This window comes from Paenibacillus sp. oral taxon 786 str. D14, from assembly GCF_000159955.1.
Lineage (GTDB): Bacteria > Bacillota > Bacilli > Paenibacillales > Paenibacillaceae > Fontibacillus > Fontibacillus phoenicis.
This window is the reverse complement of sequence record NZ_GG695980.1, coordinates 27,910-47,177: the sequence shown is the minus strand read 5'-3', so window position 1 is coordinate 47,177 and position 19,268 is coordinate 27,910. Positions and strand designations below refer to the sequence as shown.

Annotated in this window: 10 protein-coding genes; 8 read left to right on the top strand and 2 right to left on the bottom strand. The window is 46.5% G+C overall.

What is annotated here, in order from left to right; genetic code table 11:
• The first annotated feature begins 157 nt into the window (after positions 1 to 157).
• Positions 158 to 1,666, top strand: coding sequence for a sulfatase family protein (locus POTG_RS13900; protein ID WP_009225465.1), 1,509 nt, complete (start codon positions 158 to 160; stop codon positions 1,664 to 1,666).
• A 162-nt stretch (positions 1,667 to 1,828) separates the two neighbouring features.
• On the opposite strand, the gene POTG_RS13895 is transcribed toward POTG_RS13900, so the two are convergent.
• Positions 1,829 to 3,463 carry an IS5-like element ISPaen2 family transposase gene (locus tag POTG_RS13895; protein WP_009225464.1) on the bottom strand — a complete coding sequence of 545 codons (1,635 nt, stop codon included), beginning with the start codon at positions 3,461 to 3,463 and terminating at the stop codon, positions 1,829 to 1,831.
• Between the two features lie 243 nt (positions 3,464 to 3,706).
• Between POTG_RS13895 and POTG_RS13890 the strand changes: the two genes are divergently transcribed.
• The 4 genes from POTG_RS13890 to POTG_RS22765 all read left to right on the top strand — a co-directional run bounded on the left by POTG_RS13890 (position 3,707) and on the right by POTG_RS22765 (position 12,985).
• The gene (locus tag POTG_RS13890; protein WP_009225463.1) at positions 3,707 to 4,681 is read left to right on the top strand and encodes an ABC transporter permease; all 975 of its coding nucleotides are present in this window, start codon (positions 3,707 to 3,709) and stop codon (positions 4,679 to 4,681) included.
• Positions 4,682 to 4,699: 18 nt separating this feature from the next.
• Positions 4,700 to 5,578 carry a carbohydrate ABC transporter permease gene (locus POTG_RS13885; protein WP_009225462.1) on the top strand — a complete coding sequence of 293 codons (879 nt, stop codon included), beginning with the start codon at positions 4,700 to 4,702 and terminating at the stop codon, positions 5,576 to 5,578.
• Between the two features lie 397 nt (positions 5,579 to 5,975).
• Entirely contained in the window at positions 5,976 to 7,904 is a 1,929-nt protein-coding gene (locus POTG_RS13880) for an extracellular solute-binding protein (RefSeq protein WP_050769773.1), read from the top strand.
• Positions 7,905 to 7,993: 89 nt separating this feature from the next.
• Entirely contained in the window at positions 7,994 to 12,985 is a 4,992-nt protein-coding gene (locus POTG_RS22765; RefSeq protein WP_009225460.1) for an S-layer homology domain-containing protein, read from the top strand.
• 87 nt (positions 12,986 to 13,072) lie between these two features.
• Here POTG_RS22765 and POTG_RS13870 read toward each other — a convergent pair whose 3' ends face one another.
• Positions 13,073 to 14,005, bottom strand: a complete 933-nt coding sequence (locus tag POTG_RS13870) for an AraC family transcriptional regulator (RefSeq protein WP_009225459.1) — start codon at positions 14,003 to 14,005, stop codon at positions 13,073 to 13,075.
• A gap of 126 nt (positions 14,006 to 14,131) precedes the next feature.
• Here POTG_RS13870 and POTG_RS13865 point away from each other — a divergent pair, with 126 nt between their 5' ends.
• The 3 genes from POTG_RS13865 to POTG_RS13855 all read left to right on the top strand — a co-directional run.
• Complete coding sequence (locus POTG_RS13865) at positions 14,132 to 15,640, top strand: sulfatase family protein (RefSeq protein ID WP_009225458.1); 1,509 nt, start codon at positions 14,132 to 14,134, stop codon at positions 15,638 to 15,640.
• A gap of 533 nt (positions 15,641 to 16,173) precedes the next feature.
• Positions 16,174 to 18,018 (top strand): sensor histidine kinase, encoded by a 1,845-nt coding sequence (locus POTG_RS13860; RefSeq protein ID WP_009225457.1) that lies wholly within the window; start codon positions 16,174 to 16,176, stop codon positions 18,016 to 18,018.
• Positions 17,999 to 19,268, top strand: a 1,270-nt coding sequence (locus POTG_RS13855) for a response regulator (protein WP_009225456.1), incomplete at its 3' end; no start/stop codon positions are given. The genes POTG_RS13860 and POTG_RS13855, both read left to right, overlap by 20 nt.

The following is a 19,268-nucleotide window of genomic DNA, read 5'->3' as shown; positions in this document are numbered from 1 at the left end:
TAGAGTTCTTGCTGTCCTCTGGTCAACGGGGCGTTCGTGAAGCAGGCCTGGATAGTGCATGAGTCATTGGATAATATTAAGGCTTGCTTCGACAAAGCACTGAGCGCTCCTGGTATCTTAGTGGTAATGTGATGAAAGAATGAATGGAGGAATATAGATGAAGCCTAACTTTCTTATATTTGTTGCAGATCAGATGCAAGCTCGTACACTGTCACTGCATGGACATCCCGATGTGCGAACGCCGAATCTGGATCAGTTGGGACGTGAAGGCGTTTCCTTCGCTAGAGCATATTGCAACAATCCAGTGTGTATGCCGTCGCGTGCGACATTGCTGACGGGGTTGACTCCCAGACAGCACGGCTGCTTGACGAATGGCAACGCCGTCCCCGAGCAGTTGCCTACACTGCCAGGGGTACTCGCTGAGGCAGGATATCGGACGCATGCCGTCGGTAAGCTGCATCATCAGCCGATCGGCTCTGTAAGTAATGGAGAGGAGATGGCCTTCTCCTGGGAGAGCAGGGAACGGTGGGAATCCGGGGAAATTACAGCATTGCCAAGTGGTTATTATGGCTACCAAACGACAGAGTGTGTAGGCGGACATGTAGACTGCTACGGTGATTATTTGACATGGCTTGAACAAGAGCTACCGGGAGGGAGACAGCAGCTACTGCGGGCAGGAGCCTATGAGAAGAATCTTTTATACGAGCAAAACTGGAAGATTGATCTGCCTGAATCGCTGCACTACAACCGGTGGATTGCAAACCGCTCTGTGGCTTTCCTTGAGAACCTTCAGCCGGAAGAGTCCTTCTATCTTTGGTGCTCCTTCCCCGATCCGCATCATCCTTTCGCGGCATGCCGTCCTTATAGTGAAATGTATGACCCACAGTCGCTGACATTGCCGGAGGGCTGGGAGAATGAAGCGGATTCGATCGATTGGCTAAAGGGATTACGGAAGGTTCATCCTGGTCATACACAGTTCGATGAAACGACCTTAAGGGAAGTATTGGCACAAACGTACGGCATGATTACGCATATGGACAGCTGTATAGGAGAGGTGTTGGAAAAGCTGAAGGAATTAGGGCTATACGATAACACCGTTATCGTATTTATGGCTGATCATGGAGAATATTTGGGCTCCCATCGTCTATTGACCAAGGCGGAGTGGCCTTGGGAGGAACTACTGAATGTCCCGTATATATGGAAAGCCCCCCAAGCCGCTAAACAGGGCGTCTATCGTGACCGCGTAGTGAGCCTGCTTGACTTTGTGCCGACTATTCTTGATTTTGCGGGTATCGATCAGGCTGTAATGGATACTCGAGGCGTATACAGCGCACCTCCTTTAGGCTTGCCAGGACGTAGTCTGCGTGAAGCTGTTCAAGCGGGCAAGGAGCTGTCTGCTCGACCAGCATTGATTGAATATGATGAGGATTGGTATGCTCCAGAGACGACCCGTATGCGAACTCTGGTTGCAGAGCAATTTAAATTAACGTTGTTTATCAATTCGGAAGAGGGGCTATTGTTTGATCTTGTGGCAGACCCTCACGAGCATAACAATCTATGGAACGAACCGGAATACGCGCACGTCCGGCATACGATGACGGAGCAGTTGTTGCGGGAGCTGATTCGTACCGATCGATTTGATACGATTAGAATAACAGGAGCATAAGCAACTTGCCTAAGGCTGTCTAGGAGAGTGATTTTTTTACTTCCCTAGACAGCTTTTCTTTTTGTTCCATTTTATGAGGCGTGTTGACAATGATTGTTGGTTTGAATACAATAAAAACGAAACAAGTTTCGATTAGTTATTTAGGGCTTGCTGAACGATTCTTTAACCGAAACTCATGGCTAGGCGACTGCGAGATAGCAGCGTAAAAATGAGGCAAAAAAGAACGCGGAGCCTGCGCTCCAGGTTCATCACCAGAAGTTGCAGCGTAATCACGGATTCACTTGTCTTTGCGAGGCGTGCTCGAATACAGCCAAGCCCGTACTTGCGCTTGCCTTCTCCGAACTTGCCTTCGATTGCGTTTCGTTCTCCGGTATCCTGTTTGGCCACTTGCCTATCTTCGCTTGTCGGGCCGTTTTTCGGCTTGCGTCCCAGTGCCGGTCCGCTGAGCCGAATCCCATGCTGTTTGCAGAATCTCCGGTTTTCGCGTGTGCGGTAGATCTGATCCGCTTGGACGACAGCCGGATAGAATCCCATGCGGCTGCGATACTTCTCGATCACGTCCATGAGCGTCGTGCTCTCGTTGAAGTTATCCCAAGATAGCCGATCAAGGAACGCGTAGCCCTTCGTCATGCTTACCGCGATCTTGGCTCCGAACTCGACGCGCGCCTTGGCTTTCCCGCGCACGATCGGCCTGACATGCGGCTGATGAATGCTGACGACCCGGTCTTCCATCTGGTGGGAACGCTCGTTGTACATGTGAAGCTGCTGACGGTACAGTTCGTGAATCACCAGCAGGTCGCGATAGGCTTTGCGGCCAAGTAGCGTGAGCGGTTGCGACTTGGCTTGCTCGGCGATGATGGAGAGGTTCCGTCCAACGTAACCGAGTTGCCTCCTGATCGCTTTGCGAATCACTTTCGGCCCCGGTCTGCGTTGCTTGGAAACGGCCAGAAACTGTTTGCGCGCTTTTTCCCGGTACGTGCGCGGTTTCGCCATTTGTCCGATGACCGGCTCATGCAGCGTATCGATGATCGCTTCGAGCTTCTCCCGCGCTTCATTCAACAGATTCAGATCGGTCGGATACGCCACATCCGCCGGCGCACAGGTGGCATCCACCAGCACGGTCCCTTGATTCGGCTGCTCAGGGGCTTCCCATTCTGCGGTCGATTTCGGATGCGCTTCGCAAACAAGTTTATTCGTTTCAGGAACCTCTGACTCTGTAGCCATCGACTCCACGGGAGACGCTGCTTCTGACGATGCGACTTGCGATTGTGCAAACATGGTTTGCTGCTCGACTTCTTCATCAGAGGCGCGCTTCTTCGAGCGCTTCCCTTGGCCTTTACCGCCGCCGGTCGCGTCGTTGCTGTCATCATCATCTTTCGTTTCCTTCGCACCTTCGGTGGCGACGATCTCATTCAACTCTGCCAGCACGTCCGTCAGACGCTTGCGGAAATGCGTCATCATGGAGTGATGGAACGGTGGCTTCATGACGAATCCAGGCAGACCAATGAAGTATTGCATGTAAGGATTTTCGCTGATCGACTCCAACGTTTCTCTGTCGGTCAGTTGCATTCGCTCCTGAATGATGAGCGCACCGAGCCCCATCCGAAGACTGATCGTTTGCTGGCCGCGAAAGGTGTCTTTGAAAAATTGACCGTATGTTTTCTCAGCCTCCGCCCACGGCACCAACCGCGCCAACTGGACCCAGCGATTGTCCTCGTCCAGCTTTCCGCCAAAGGGCAGAAAGAAATCGCCGGGCAGGATCAATTGATTATCGAGGTGCGCGGTCGGCTTAAACATCTTCGTCACTCCATCTGCAAAGGTTTTAGGTGGTTTTCAAACATTTCCTTTGCATATGATTTCGACAAATGGGCCTTAGAATCCTTGTTGTTATGCGGTTTTTGTTGTTTTTTTTAAGTGTTCAGCAAGCCCTATTTAATAATAAAAATATTGATGTTATGTTTCGTTAATATTTTATTAACAAATTGTAAACGTTTTCTAAGGAGGAATGAATTTAAGGATTACAGGCTTACTAGAGAAGGAGTGCTTTTTGTGGAAAATGTAAAAGAAGTCCAGCAGTTGAATATTCCCGACATTAAGCGCAAGATGCCTTTCAAACAAAAGGTTTCGAGGCTGATGAAGAGTTACCAGTTATACTTGTTTGTGCTTCCTGTCGTACTGTATTATGTGCTGTTCCATTACGTACCGTTATATGGTATTCAGATTGCCTTCAAAAACTATCTAGCCTTTAAAGGGATAGCAGATAGCCCCTGGGTTGGATTCGAGCATTTCGAACGATTCTTCAATTCCTTTGAGTTTGAGAGAATTATTCTGAATACAATCAAGCTCAGCGTCCTGCAGCTTGTAGTGGGCTTCCCGGCTCCCATTTTGCTCGCGTTGATGCTCAATCAGTTAATGAACAAGAAATTCAAAAAATTTGTGCAGACCGTTATTTATGCACCTCACTTTATCTCGACGGTTGTTATTGCAGGCATGCTGTTTTTATTTTTATCGCCAGATACAGGCTTGATCAACAAAATCATTGAGGCGTTTGGCGGAGAACCCGTATTTTTTATGGGGGACCCGGATTGGTTCAGACCGGTATATGTGCTGTCGGAGATTTGGCAGAATACCGGCTGGGGAACGATTATTTATTTGGCAGCGCTTACGGCGATCAGTCCCGAGCTTCATGAATCTGCTGTTGTGGACGGCGCGAATAAATTTCAGCGGATCTTGCATATTGATATTCCCGGGATTATGCCGACAGCAGTCATTCTGCTGATTCTGAGTACAGGCAATATTATGAGTCTTGGTTTTGAAAAGGTATATCTTCTGCAAACATCTCTCAATCTTCCTTCATCAGAGATTATTTCAACTTATGTGTACAAAACAGGATTGGTCGGAGCCCAATACAGCTTCTCGACTGCTGTAGGACTATTCAACTCCATTATTAATTTCATTATTCTTTTAACGGTTAATCAAATAGCAAAAAAAGCTTCAAATATATCGTTATGGTAATAAGCGGGGAGGGTCAACATGTTTAAACGCAGTCTAGCAGATATCTGGTTCGATCGAGTGAATATGCTGTTGATTTTGACAGGACTGGCCATCATTATCTATCCCCTCTACTTCGTAGTATTGGCCTCTGTTACGGATCCCGGAGCAGTTCAAATGACATTGTTCTGGCCGGAGAAGTTCAGCTTAGAGGGATACAAAAAAATATTAGATAGCGACAATCTATGGATTGGCTATAAAAACTCTTTTGTATACGCAATATTAGGTACCTTTATTAATTTATGCCTCACTCTCCCTGCGGCCTATGCTTTGTCGCGGAAGGATATGAAGGGGCGCAACTCGATTATGCTTTTCATTACATTCACGATGTTTTTCAGTGGAGGTCTCATTCCAACTTACTTGACAGTCAAGGAACTGGGTTTGGTGAATTCGGTATGGGCGATGGTCATTCCCAATGCCGTGGGTGCATGGAATCTCATTATTGCTCGAACGTTCTTCCAATCTACAATTCCAGATGAGCTTCTAGAAGCAGCGAAAATCGACGGCTGCTCGGATGCCAAGTTTTTCTGGAAGATGGTGCTGCCTCTTTCTCAGGCGCTCATCGCGATCATGATTTTGTTCTATGGTATTGCTCACTGGAACTCCTACTTCAATGCATTAATCTATCTGCGTGATCAAGAGTTATTCCCGCTGCAGCTCGTACTTCGTTCCATTCTGGTCGAGAATCAGATCCAAAGTGACATGATAACAGATCAATCTACAATGGGGGATCAGCTTCGAACGGCGGAGCTCATCAAATACGGCATGATCATTATTGCGGCGCTGCCGCCGCTGATCCTGTATCCTTTCCTGCAGAACTACTTCGTCAAAGGCGTTATGATCGGAAGCATTAAAGGGTAATTCAGAAGATCAAACGTTATTATGAAAGGGAGGTGGGCGCCTGGAAGTAACGAGATTTGCAACTGCATTAAGCGTATATTTGCAATCTAGGAGCTTGGAAATACAGCAGGGGTGTTAGTTCGAAATAAGGGGGCGATATGGAGGTGGCGTCGATGAAAGGGCATGCATGAAATTGTAATCGTTTTCGAAGATTGATGGGACGTTCCAGACTGGCTCGTAATGAATAATAGTTTTTACTTTTCAGCTGGATCCTGAGGCTTGTAGCCTCTGGGATAGGAAGCGTAAGCCGAATGCATTAAGGAAGCGGTGGCGGACAGATTAATCGGCGTGATTCAGAAGATCAGGTCGTTGTAAAAGTTCCGCAAAACAGCAACTCTTCCAGTGAGTCGTACTTCTTATGAGATTGTTGGATTACGAATGTCAAGTAGTCCTGGCGAGAACGAGATATAACTTTCAAAACAATCTCCAATTTCGTGAGAGATTGAAAAAATTCCTTATCAGCGATTATTGGGGCGTTCTGAAAAGTTCAGAGGACAGTTTGTTCACATTCCTGTTTTGGGATGAAAGAAGAAAAGCCTCTGGACGTCATGTCGGAGCCGATGCGGAAAATTTAATTCCGGGAGGCTTAACAATAAATTGGGGGGGCGTCGAATTGGAAAATCGAAATAAAAAGTTGTTAGCTTTATTTATTTCAGTAGTTTTGATCATGAGTGTGTTATCCGCTTGTGGAGGGAATAACACAAATGAAAATGTACCGACTTCGAATGAACCGGATCAATCAGAAGCTTCGCAATCGCCTGAAGCAACGGATGGAGACGCAGAGAAGAGTGTATTCCCACTGGATGAGAAAGTTACGTTGGAGATGGTAGCTTGTAAGCATCCAAATAATGGACCGTTCAATGAAATGGACTTTTTTAAGCAATATGAAGAGAAAACAAACGTGCATATTGATTGGACGGACATCGAATTCTCACAATGTGAGGAGCAACGCAATCTGATTCTTGCCAGCGGAGAGCTGCCTGATGCCTTCTACGGAACGCTTGCGCTGACAGGCAACGATGTCATCAACTATGGCGGTCAGGGCATGCTGGTGCCTCTAGAGCAATACATTACGAAGGAAACAATGCCGAATCTGTCAGCGTTGATCGAGCAGAATCCAAAATATAAAGCCATGTTGACGGCGCCGGACGGACATATCTATTCATTACCGAGCATCCGTGAACTGATGCTGTGGCTCTCTCCCGACATGATGTATCTAAACAAAGAATGGTTGGATAATCTAGGACTTGAAGTGCCAACAACAATGGAAGAGCTACGGAACGTTCTGGAAGCGTTCAAGACGCAGGACCCGAACGGTAATGGCAAAAATGATGAAATTCCGTTCTCCTTCCTGTGGGATTTTGCGAACTACAATGTAAATGGCATCGGCTCTTTGTTCGGAGCCTTCGGCAGAGCGGACTCCGCTACCCATATCTTCGTCGAGGATGGCAAGGTGGTCTTCTCCGCGAAGGAGCCGGAGTACAAAGAAGCAATTCAATATTTCCATACCTTCTTCGAGGACGGATTATTTGATAAAGAGAGCCTTGCTCAAGACCGTAATCAACTGCTTGGTAAAGGAAGTGGAACGGAACAGCGTCTGGGTGGCTTCTTCGCTTGGAATGCTTTCTCTATAGTCGGCGTCGACAACGATCCGAAATATGTTGTTGTTCCGGCTCTGAAAGGACCGAACGGGGATCAAGTGTGGAGAAAATCACTGAATAATAACCAGGGCGTTAATCCGTTTGCCTTCTCGATGACAGTCGAAAATCAGCATCCAGAGCTTACAATGCAATGGATCGATCTGTCCTACGCAACGGATACCTCCATCGAAGCAGGTTGGGGCCCAATTGGAACGACATTGGAAGACAAGGATGGTACTTTGACGCTCAAGGATGCACCAGACGGCTTGACAACTGACCAATATGTATTTAAGACGGCACCAGTAGAAGCTCCTTATGCGATTCTAGAGAATACGTATGGTACTCGACTGGCAATGGCTGAAAAGGATAAAGTCAAGATTGACGGTATCAAAGAAAATTATTTGCCTTACATGACTTCGGAAACGTTCCCTGGCGTGATGTTCACTGCTGAGGAGTCCCAAAGAATTAAAACGCTGGACACCGATTTGAACAGCTACATTAATCAAACGAGTGCCAAGTGGCTGCTTGAAGGCGGGGTAGAAGAGGAATGGGATAACTACCTGGACGATCTGAATAAGATGAAGGTTGACGAGTTAATCAGTATTTATCAGACAGCATACGACCGCTTCATCAGCGCCCAATCATAATTGCTTTCACAAGGAGAAGTCCCTCTGGAACACTGTTGCCAGAGGGAGTTCTCTATGTAAAACGCAAACAAAAATTAAGATGGGATGGTGTGCAAAAGTTGAAATCTTATTTAAAGATTAAACGAATATTGGCTGTATTATTATGTGCGGTATTGCTGATTGTATCTTGTCTCGCAGGCCCGACAACTATAAGCTATGCGGTTGAGGCAAGCGACGAGCTTCCAGAAAATATTAGAGTCGATAAAGCTGATTTCGATACGATTCCTGATGTTGCCGAGCATTACAAGCAACTGTTCGGTGATAATGCGGTATCCTATTTCAAAAGTATAAACGGAGAGAGCCGTATTCAGCGTATTAATTTTCTGCAATATCCAGAAGGCGAATACCTGGAGGTTAATGGGCAGGTGACAATTGACATTCCTGCGATGGATGCGAGAGTATGGCGTCTGTTTGGTGATGTGCGATTCGAGGGTTCCGTTGCACAAACGATGGAGCTTTATGTCATTGACCCAAATGGCGTTGAGACTCAGTGGACGGTATTCAAAAATGGTGGCTGGAAAGACGGTGTCACAGGATTATATACGAACTATACGAAGATGGGATTCCAGGAATCCAACCCAACGGAAGGAATTACGCATCCTTGGTTAATTAAGGATGAAAACGGCGACGTCATTTATGACGGTTATAAAATGAAAATCGTCGGTAATGGTACGCTTCGAAGTGTTTATCATTGGGAGGAGGAAGGCGTACCGTTGGAATTCGATACATCCGCATGGACTGTTCTCGGAGGAGACAAGGAGATTCTAGATGTATCCGTTAATGTGGATGCGCTTACAAATTTAAGTATGAACGGTGTCAACAAGCTTCCTGAAGAGGTGTTCAAGCGCTATCATGTGAATAGCGGTCCGATCGGCGTGGAGCAAGCAGACGGTGAAATCACAGTGCTGGACGAGGCCTATCACAAGACAACCAATGATTATGGGTTTATTCCTGGCCGCGGCGCGTTTCATTACACACTGATGACAAGCTGGGCTGGTCTTAAGGAAGATTCGGAGCGTCCTGGCTATGCGGACTTTACAACGACGAAAGAGATTTATGCGAAGAGTCAGCCAGCTATTGATAAATTCGAAAGCTTATATCCATCAATTGGCAAAGATTATGTGCTTACACTTGATGGATGGCCGAAGTGGATGTGGGAGAACCCGAATTCCGGTCAATCCGAGCATTTCGGCACACCGTCTTACTCGAACTTTGATGCTGCAGCGGATGCAGCTGCCCAGTTAATCAAGAGCATCGATACCAGATTCGATGGACTTGGTCCCAAGTACGTGGAAGTCAAAAATGAATCGACCATCCCGCAGGAATGGTGGTTCTTCCAGTCAGATCCACAGCATGCATGGAGCTATTTGTCCGAGTTCCATAACAAGGTAGCTGAGGCAGTTAAGGCGGAAAATCCAGATGTATTAGTCGGCGGTCCGTCAAGCGCATTCATGTATTTGGAGAAAAATGATTTTGACGAGGCGCGTGCCCAGTTGAAATTTATGGATGAAACAAAAGATTCTCTGGACTGGTACTCTCACCACTTCTATGAAAATTCGAACTTGTTTATTCACGACAGAGAGAACAATTCGGATGGCTTCCTAAGCGGACGAATGGAAGCGGTGCTCGATTTGCTCAATGCCCACATGGTGAATACGGATAATGTGAAGCCCATCTATATTACAGAGGAAGGTACTTATAACACAGCCGGTAGTGACGCAGACTACTTCCAGAAGCTGGTTGCTCATAATGGCTACATGCTGCGCTTCATGAACTATTCCGATACGATCGGCATGCTGGTTCCATACTTGTATCCTATTATTAACTGGCGCCCTAACTCCAACGATACATTCTATAAATATAATGAAACGATGAACGGGTTAATGGAAGAGATGACGCCACTGGAAGCTTATTTGGACATGTGGAAGGATTATCGGGGAGCGTTCCTGCCTTCAGAAGCAGATCAGGAGAGGGTCTACACGAATGCGGTTCGCTACAATGACAAGGTATATGTGGCCGTTCACAATCTCAACACGCAGCGTGTCAATCTTGATCTGAATGTTTTCACAGGAGATGCCAATATTGCAAGCGTGACACGGAAGCACTTCTTCCTTGAGAAGGGGAAGCTGACCTATGAGGAAGAGAATGTTGCAGATTTGGATAACGTGTACATGAGAGTGCAGGAGATGAGTGTTTTCGAGATCACGCTTGATTCCAATCCGTCGTTCACGAAAACGTGGGAGAGACAGTTTGCGTATGCTCCTGAGGAGCTTGTGCCTACAAGCCCAAATGCCCCTGCTGTGTTTAAGATTGAAAGTTTGCCGACAACTCTAGCTAAAGCGACGCTTCGCATAGGCTTTGGCAAAACAGGCAGCGGATTTACGACGGACATGTCCGTTGTTGTCAATCCGGACAATCCGGCAAATACGCAAAACTTCAGTAAGGATCTGGAGTACACGAACAAGCCGGGTGATTTGCTAACCTTTGCCGAATTCGAACTGGATGCGAGTAAGCTGCTGGCGGACAACACCATTCACATTATGATTCCGGAAGATGGCGGCTATATTACAAGCGTACAAATGATTCAGTACGATGAACAGGAAGCTCCAACAGGCGTGGCTACTGATGCGCTTACTGCTTCTATCGCGGATGCCAAGTCGAAGCTTTCGTCAACTGTTGTATCATCTACGGGAAATGAAGTTGAACAAGGAAATAAATGGGTGGAAAAACATATTCACGATACGCTTAACATTGAAGTGATGAAAGCGGAGGTTGTTGCACAGGATGCTTTGGCCACAGACAGTGAAATTAATACAGCGCTAGAAGATCTGACCAAGGCGATGGGGATCTTTGATCAATATACGAAAACGAAGGAAACCCCTACAGGTAATCGTGGAGCTAAAATCTCTTTTGAAGACGGAGAAGCAGTAGATTATACGTACAATGTCGATACCGTGACGACAACGACAGACTCACAAGGCGCGACTGACGGCAGCAAAGCGCTTCATACAGAATTTACATCCTTCACCTCCTATGCATGGGATACAACAGGCACATACTCAGGCAGCCTTGATTTCACAGCGCCAGAGGAAGGCTGGAGTCTGGGAGAGGATCCATTCACATTCGACGTTACGAATCTGAGAAATTACAAGATACAGCTGCGCGTAGAAATTTCGGACACATCGGACATTAAAGGTACTTATTATTATGCATTAGGAGCAAACGCTTCGCGGAGCATCAGCATTGAAGATTTCGGCGTTGCGGGAGGAACCTGGCTTGCAGATGGCAATTTCCCAAGAAATACGGCAATTGATACCGAGAATATAAAGTCCATTCGATTTTATGTATTTTCTCCAACAGAAGAACCTATTACAAACGCAGCACTTGCCTTTGACAGAATAATTATAGGCAATGTTCCGAACGAGCACACTGAGGAGCAGCTAGCAGCCGAAGCGGCGGATGCGTTGTCGGCAGACTCCTTAATCTTTGCAGAGGGAGATACGGCACAAGCTGTAACGAATCACATTTCGCTGCCATCCGTCGGATTGCATAATGCAAGCATTACATGGATATCCAGCCATCCGTCGATAGTGACGAATGACGGGACGGTTTCGCGACCTGAGTATGGGAGCGGGAATCAAACTGTAACGCTGACTGCAACCATCACGATTGGAGCGGCAAGCACAACCAAGGATATTGAAGTAACGGTGCTTCAAAAGGCTGCTACTCCTACTTCACCTGGAGGCAATAACAGTCCGATTAATCCTATGCCAAGTATTCCACAGACGACTAACGTAGATGTTCTGGTGGATGGCAAGAAGCATGACAATATTGCCAAATCGGTTACAACAAAAGAGGGAGATCGTACGGTTACAACGATTACTGTCGATCAGCAGCTCTTGAAGAACAGTCTGGGCAATATGGATAATGACGCCATCATTGCGATTGTTGTTGCCAATAGCTCCGATGTTGTGTACGGCAAGCTTAATGGTCAGAGTGTGAAGGATTTGGAGCAGAAAAATGCTGTTATTGAACTACGGACCGATACTTTCTCATATAAGCTTCCTGTTCAGCAGATCAATATGAACGAATTAGTTCAAGAACTGGGCTCGGATGTAAAGCTTGAGGATATATCCATTGATATGAAAATTAGTTCAGCGGATGCCGATGCCAAGAAGGCACTGGAAAGCTCAGCAGTGAAGGGCGGATTCACGGTTGTGTCCCCACCTGTGGATTTCCATATCACTTACACTTATGAGGAGAAAACAATAGAAGTCCGTACATTCGATACGTTTGTTGAGAGATCCATCGTCATTCCAGAAGATGTTAACCAGACTCAAATTACAACAGGGGTAGTGGTGGAAGAGGACGGAACAGTGAAACCGATTCCAACTAGATTTGTCAAACAGGATGGCAGCTATTATGCAATTATGAACAGTCTGACGAATGGCACTTACGCCGTCATTTGGAACCCTGTCAATTTTCAGGATATGTCTGGACATTGGGCAGAGAACACTGTGAATGACTTGGGATCCAGATTGATAATATCCGGTGTTGACGGCACTCGCTTCGAGCCTGATCGCTCGATTACTCGTGCCGAGTTTACTGCTATTGTAATAAGAGCTTTTGGCTTAAATGCAGAGGAAGGCGAATCGTCATACAGCGACATTGCTAGAGACAGCTGGTATGAAGCTTATTTGAATACTGCAACAACGTACGGCTTGATCAATGGCTATGCGAATGGTCAATTCGGACCGAATGAACTGATCACACGCGAACAGGTTATGAGTATCATGGAAAGAGCAATGGAGATTACTGGTTATGAGGCTGTTGCCGACATGAGCGAAGTGGATGAGATTCTGACAAAATTCAAGGATAGAACCGAAGCGGCAGCATATGCAAAAAGCGGTATTGCAGCCAGCATTAAGGCAGGTCTTGTTATGGGCAGAAGCGCGGATGTACTTGCGCCCAAGGCAGCCATCACAAGAGCGGAAGTAGCTGAGATCGTTCGTAGATTGCTTGTCAATTCTGATTTAATCTAGTTTGGTATAAAAGATGCGTGAGAGACTTCTCTATGGAGGTCTCTTGCGCGTTATTTTTTGCGGGAATGAGAAATTTGTGTTGTATGCTCATTCTTGTTGCCTTCTCGCATCGCTCGGCGATATACCGTAATATCGGGAGAACGCCCGCGTGAAGGTGAACAGATCTGGATATCCGACAGTGAGTGCGATCTCGTGAATGGGCGCTTCTCGGTCTGTTGTGACGAGCTCGTGTGCTTTTGTCATTCGAAGCTTTGTCAAGTAGGCTTTAGGCGGCATCCCAAAGCGCTCACGGAAGGCAAATGAGAAGTGAGAACGGTGAACACTTACCTCGGCAGCAAGGTTGTCAATCCGCAGCGGCTCTGCATAATGCAGCTGCATGTAGCGTGCGCAATAGTCGAGCCAGAGTGCTTGGACGGACGTTTCTCCCTTGTGTTGCTCCACTTCAGTTATTGGCTCCTTATGCGGCATGTGCCCGTTTTTTTGGGGGTTTACTGCGGACATTGTTAGCTGGTGTCCGGACGATTGCTCACATCCGAGCAGCAACAAATCCAATAGTGCGTATACGTTGCTGAGTTGCTGATACGGTCGTCCGCCCATGGAGGTATGGATGCGTCGTAACAAGATACGCAGCTCTGCATTGAACCGTATGGACATGGACGGCCGACTTTGTGTCAGTCCCAGTGCTTCCACTGCAGCTGAAGTCTGCGGCCCTCCCATTGCAATCCAGCTGAGGGACAGTTCTGGACTGCTTTCTGCCTTGTAGTACCTGTAGGAGACATGGGGGAACAGGACGAACAGCTGTCCCTCCTGCAGCTCGTGTGAGTTTTCTTCATCCTCTAGGCACAGCTTTCCTTTCAGTATGAAGTGGAAGCTGTAACATTCAATTCGCTTCGGCCCGACATCATAGCCCGGCTTCGCGCGGTTGAAACCGGAGCGGAGCACATAGAGACCAGCACTTCGCTGTAGGTCGCTCGGCACCTGCATGCGGATGTCCGCGTACTCGTGGGTGTATTCCTTCATGTGTCACCAACCTCTGATCTAACATTTTGTTAAACAGTATAACATTATGATATGTAGCCTGTGTACATATTTTGATAACATATCAATAATATCAAATATTTATAGAAGAGAAGGAGTTGGCGAACGATGAAAAAACCGAACATTTTACTAATTACGAGCGACCAGCAGCATTGGAATACGATCGGTGCCTTCAATCCGGAGCTGTCGACACCGAATCTGGACCGTCTTGTGCAAGAAGGGACGACCTTCACGAGGGCGTATTGCCCAAATCCGACATGCACGCCGACCCGCGCTTCCATCATCACTGGACTATATCCGAGTCAGCATGGGGCGTGGACGCTTGGTACGAAGCTACTGGAGGATCGGCCCGTTGTCGGGACTAATTTCAAGGAGGCAGGCTATCGTACGGCTCTGGTCGGCAAGGCACATTTTCAACCTTTAATGGGGAATGAGGAATATCCATCGCTGGAGTCATATCCGCTGCTGCAGGATCTTGACTACTGGCGTCAGTTCAGTGACAGCTTCTATGGCTTCGACCATGTCGAGCTTGCACGCAATCATACGAACGAGGCTCATGTTGGGCAACATTATGCGATTTGGATGGAGGAGAAGGGCTGTACAAACTGGCGCGATTATTTCTTGCCGCCGACGGGTACGATGAGTCCGAAGCAACTGCATCGATGGGACTTGCCTGAAGAGTACCATTACAATACATGGATTGCGGAGCGTACGAATGCGTTGCTTGAGCAGTATAAGAACAATAACGAGAGCTTCTTCTTGTGGGCCAGCTTCTTCGATCCGCATCCGCCGTATCTCGTGTCCGAGCCGTGGGATACGATGTATGATCCCGAGTCGCTGACCATTCCTGAAGTATCTCCTGGTGAGCATGATAACAACCCGCCACATTTCGGGATGACGCAGCAGAAGAGTCCGGACTTCTCGGCTTGGAAGGAGACTGGGCAGGCTATTCATGGCTACCACTCCCACTTGATGCCTGAGTCGGAGCGCAAACAGCTTGTTGCAACGTATTACGGCATGATCAGTATGATGGATAAGTACATCGGACGTATTCTGGATCGTTTGGATGAACTCGGTCTTGCCGAGGATACGATTGTAGTGTTTACAACAGATCACGGCCATTTCTTCGGTCAGCATGGGCTGCAGGCGAAAGGTGGCTTCATGTACGAGGACTTGATCAAGTTGCCGTTCATCGTCCGTTATCCGGGCAAGGTGCCAGCGAATGTACAATCGGATGCGCTCGTGTCGCTTGTCGATCTCGCACCGACGTTTTTGTCATTTGCAGGGCTGCCAATTCCGGTCTGGATGACTGGCGTTGATCAGTCTGCAGTATGGACGGGTAGCAAGAGCAGTGCGCGCGACCATATCATCTGCGAATTCCGACATGAACCGACGACGATTCATCAGCGTACGTATGTCGATCAGCGCTACAAGCTGACGGTTTATTACAATCAGCCATACGGCGAACTGTTCGATCTTCAGGAGGACCCTGGCGAGTTGAATAATCGATGGAATGATCCGTCCTACGCAAACTTGAAGTCGGAGCTTCTGCTGAAGTATGTATGGGCCGAGCTTGGCAAGGAACCGCTAGCGATGCCAAGAATATATCACGCTTAGAAACAGATACACCAGAACCTGAGGTTTCAAAGTGGATAGGGGTTGTTCCCAATAATCGACAGACCATTGAGTCAGACATTGTTTTTTTAAATGTTTGGCTCGATGGTCTTTTTTTTGAACGGAACGCTCAGCGAATCGCCTCTTCTAGGTGATGTAAGTCCAGTCGCGGGGAGTGCCAAGCCTCCAGCCAGCGTGAGGGAGATTAATAATAAAATCATGCAAAAATATAGTAAGGAATGACTGAAATGCTGATGTCTCAACTAAACAAAGCACTTGAGTAGGCAAAGATTTCAAGCTGCATTATTTATGCCAAAAGCAAGCTTATTTATCATGAACGTGCTAGCAGACGGAGTCTTGCGTCGCATGCTGAGTAATATTTGTTTCATTAGGTGTGTTATATAATTGAGTTCAGCGAGCTTGTAACAGCGCTCATTTCTATTTTTGATTCCAAGCATTCATCTTGCAATAGGTTAGTGAAACCATGTAAGATCGCATTAACCGGATGAATAGATAGCAAGGATGGTGAAACTGGATTGCGGTCGTTCTTAAGAAAGATTTCGCTTTACCGTTATATCGGAAAGTCCTTATATCGCAAGGTGCTTTTTTCTTTTACATTCATTATTGCACTTATTATCTTCATTCTTGTATATGACTTCTATACACGAACAGCTGCTGATTTAAGATTGCAGGCTGTTGATATGCGTGTGAGTATGACGCAGCAATCGGCCTCGACACTTAACGCGTATCTATCGAATGTAAAGAGTTTTGCCTGGAATTATTTTGGCGATTCCGACTTTCATCAATTTGTACGGGGAATGGAAACAGATCCCGAAGGCCAAAGCTCCTATAGAAGCAAAATTTCCAACTTTTTATATAATCACCCCATTGTGTCTAATGTAGTCATATCGCAGCTGGATGGAGTCTCAATGAGAGTCGGCGGCATGATCAATACCTCTATTTCTGAGGATGAGATGCGTCGATTGAATAGTATTGCTATAGAAGGAAATGGAAGGGGAGAGTGGATCTCTACACATATGTATAGCGTCAGTTCCAATCAGCTGGATTATACACTATCGTATGTGCAGGCTATTCGTAATATTTCTCTGACCTCTCCTGGTCCTATTATTGGTGTAATGATCTATATGCTCTCCCCTGAATTCTTGAAGCAATGGTTGATGGAAATCGAGAGAGATGGTACGAATCGCACATATATCATCGATAAGCAGAACGGAACGATTGTTTACTCTACCATGATGGATGAGAGAAGCAGTCAGGTTCTATCTGCAGAGGAGCTGGATATGATACGTACAGTAGACAAAGGATATTATTACCGGACAAGCTTCTCTGAAGATCAGCTTATTGTCTTCGAGAGTCTTGGTCAAACAGGCTGGCTCCTTGTATCTGAAGTGCCTGATCGGTTGTTGACGAATTCAGTGAATGACTTGACAAAGCGCACGATGTGGATTGGCGGTTTCACTTTAATGGTCTCCATGCTGTTGGCTGGCTGGATTTCGTCGCGTACCATAACCCCGCTCAAGGAACTGAGCAAAGGGATGAAAGCGATTGAGAAGGGGAATTATTCTGTTACTCTTCCGGTACGAACAGAGGATGAGATCGGCTATTTGAGTACATCCTTCAATCGAATGACACGAGAAATAAATCGTCTGATCAGCAAAGTGTATGAATCGGAAATTGTGAAAAAAAATGCTGAAATCAAATCGTTACAATCTCAGATTAATCCGCATTTTCTCTATAATACACTTGGCATCATCGACAGTATTGCTTCTGTGAATGGAGACGATCGGGTGTCAACGATCAGCAGGTCGTTGGCCAAGATGTTCAGATACAATATTAATGGCAATGATGTATCCAATCTAGCAGCAGAATTTCAACAAATACGACTGTATCTGTCGATACAGAAGATACGATTCGATAGTCGTTTGGACTACTCCATATATCTGGAGCCGGGACTTGAGAAGGTGCCTGTTCCGAAGTTGCTATTCCAGCCGGTTGTAGAAAATAGCGTGAATCATGGCATTAGTCCCAGTATTGAAGGAGGAACCGTTCGAGTCGAGGCGGAGCGTATTGATGATGACAGCTTGCAGGTGAGGATATGGAATAACGGAGCTATTATGAATGAGGAGCGTCAGCGTTGGCTTCATCATCTGCTGCACGACGGTTCAATTGATGATGAAGGCAAGAGTAGTCACTCTTCAATAGGCTTGAGAAACGTAAAAGCTCGTATACGAATGCTATATGGTTCTCCATATGGTCTTTCATTTAGCAGTGATGAGGAATACGGCACAACCTTTACTATAACGATCAAAATGAGCTTGCCAGAGCAGGAAGGAGAGCAGGATGAACATTATCGTTCTTGATGATGAGCCGATTATCCGTCAGGGTATTGTTCACAAGATTCGACAAATTCAATTGCCCGTTGCAGTTATCGCTGAGGGTGGTGATGGTGTTAAGGGGCTTGAGCTTATAAAGGAATATCGACCGGATGTTATTATTACAGATATTCATATGCCGGGAATGGATGGCTTGAGCTTTATTCGACAGGCGATAGAGCTCGATCCAAAAGTGAAGTTTGTTATCGTTACCGGATATGACCAGTTCGAATATGCTCGTCAGGCGATTCGCCTTGGGGTATGCAATTATCTTGTCAAGCCGGTTGAAGACGAAGAGCTGTACACGACACTCACTACTCTGCTTGAACAGAAGGAATCCGAGATGCAGACTAATCATATGATCAAGGAGCTGAAGATAGTAGCCGAGGTCAGTCAAGAAGCTGCGAAGCAGCAGGCGTTGACTCAATTTCTTCAAGAAGAGGACTTTTCTGTTGCCGTTGAAGAATTAGACGAATTGGCTGCTTATGCGAATAGGTTCACAGCGATCGTTATCCAACTGGAGCCGTTCAAGATGCCGCATGAATCCTTCGGAGTTGAGGAGGAGGAACTCTTGTGGTTCGCTATCAAAAATATTGTAACAGAACGATTTTTAACGAATCGATTACAAGGAATATTTGTCCACCATTCCTTGAGACGTTATGAGCTTGTATACGTGTTGGGTCTTAAAGATGGACAAGATGCAGCGGTTGTAGTCTCAACACTGGAATCTATATCTTTCGGTATTCGCAAATATTTGAAACTAAGCGTTACAATCGGTGTTGGCCCTTATCAGATAGAAATTGCCAAGGTGCAGGAGAGCTATCGGGAGGCGAAGCAACTTGTTCGGAATGCCATTCTACATGGCAGCAATCGCATTTATCAGTTTAATCAAGTGATGGAGTCCTCTCATAATACCCAGCGCAAATCGTTTATCGGGAATGAGGATGCGAAGCTGCTGGGAGAATGGATTAACAAATTGGATACTGATAAAGTACATCGTTGGATAGAACGCCGACTTGGAGCGATCGTACAAGATCCAAGCTCTACTTATCTAATGGTAGAATGGTTCTGTGTGGACTTGTACCTATACCTCAACAAATATTTGCTAGCCAATGCTACCGATTCCAAATGGGCAATCGGAGAATTAGCGGATCTACAGCGCGAACTCCAGCAATCGACCACATGGTCTGACATTATCGATCGAATGAAGCGGCTTGTTACCAATATGATTGCTTTAT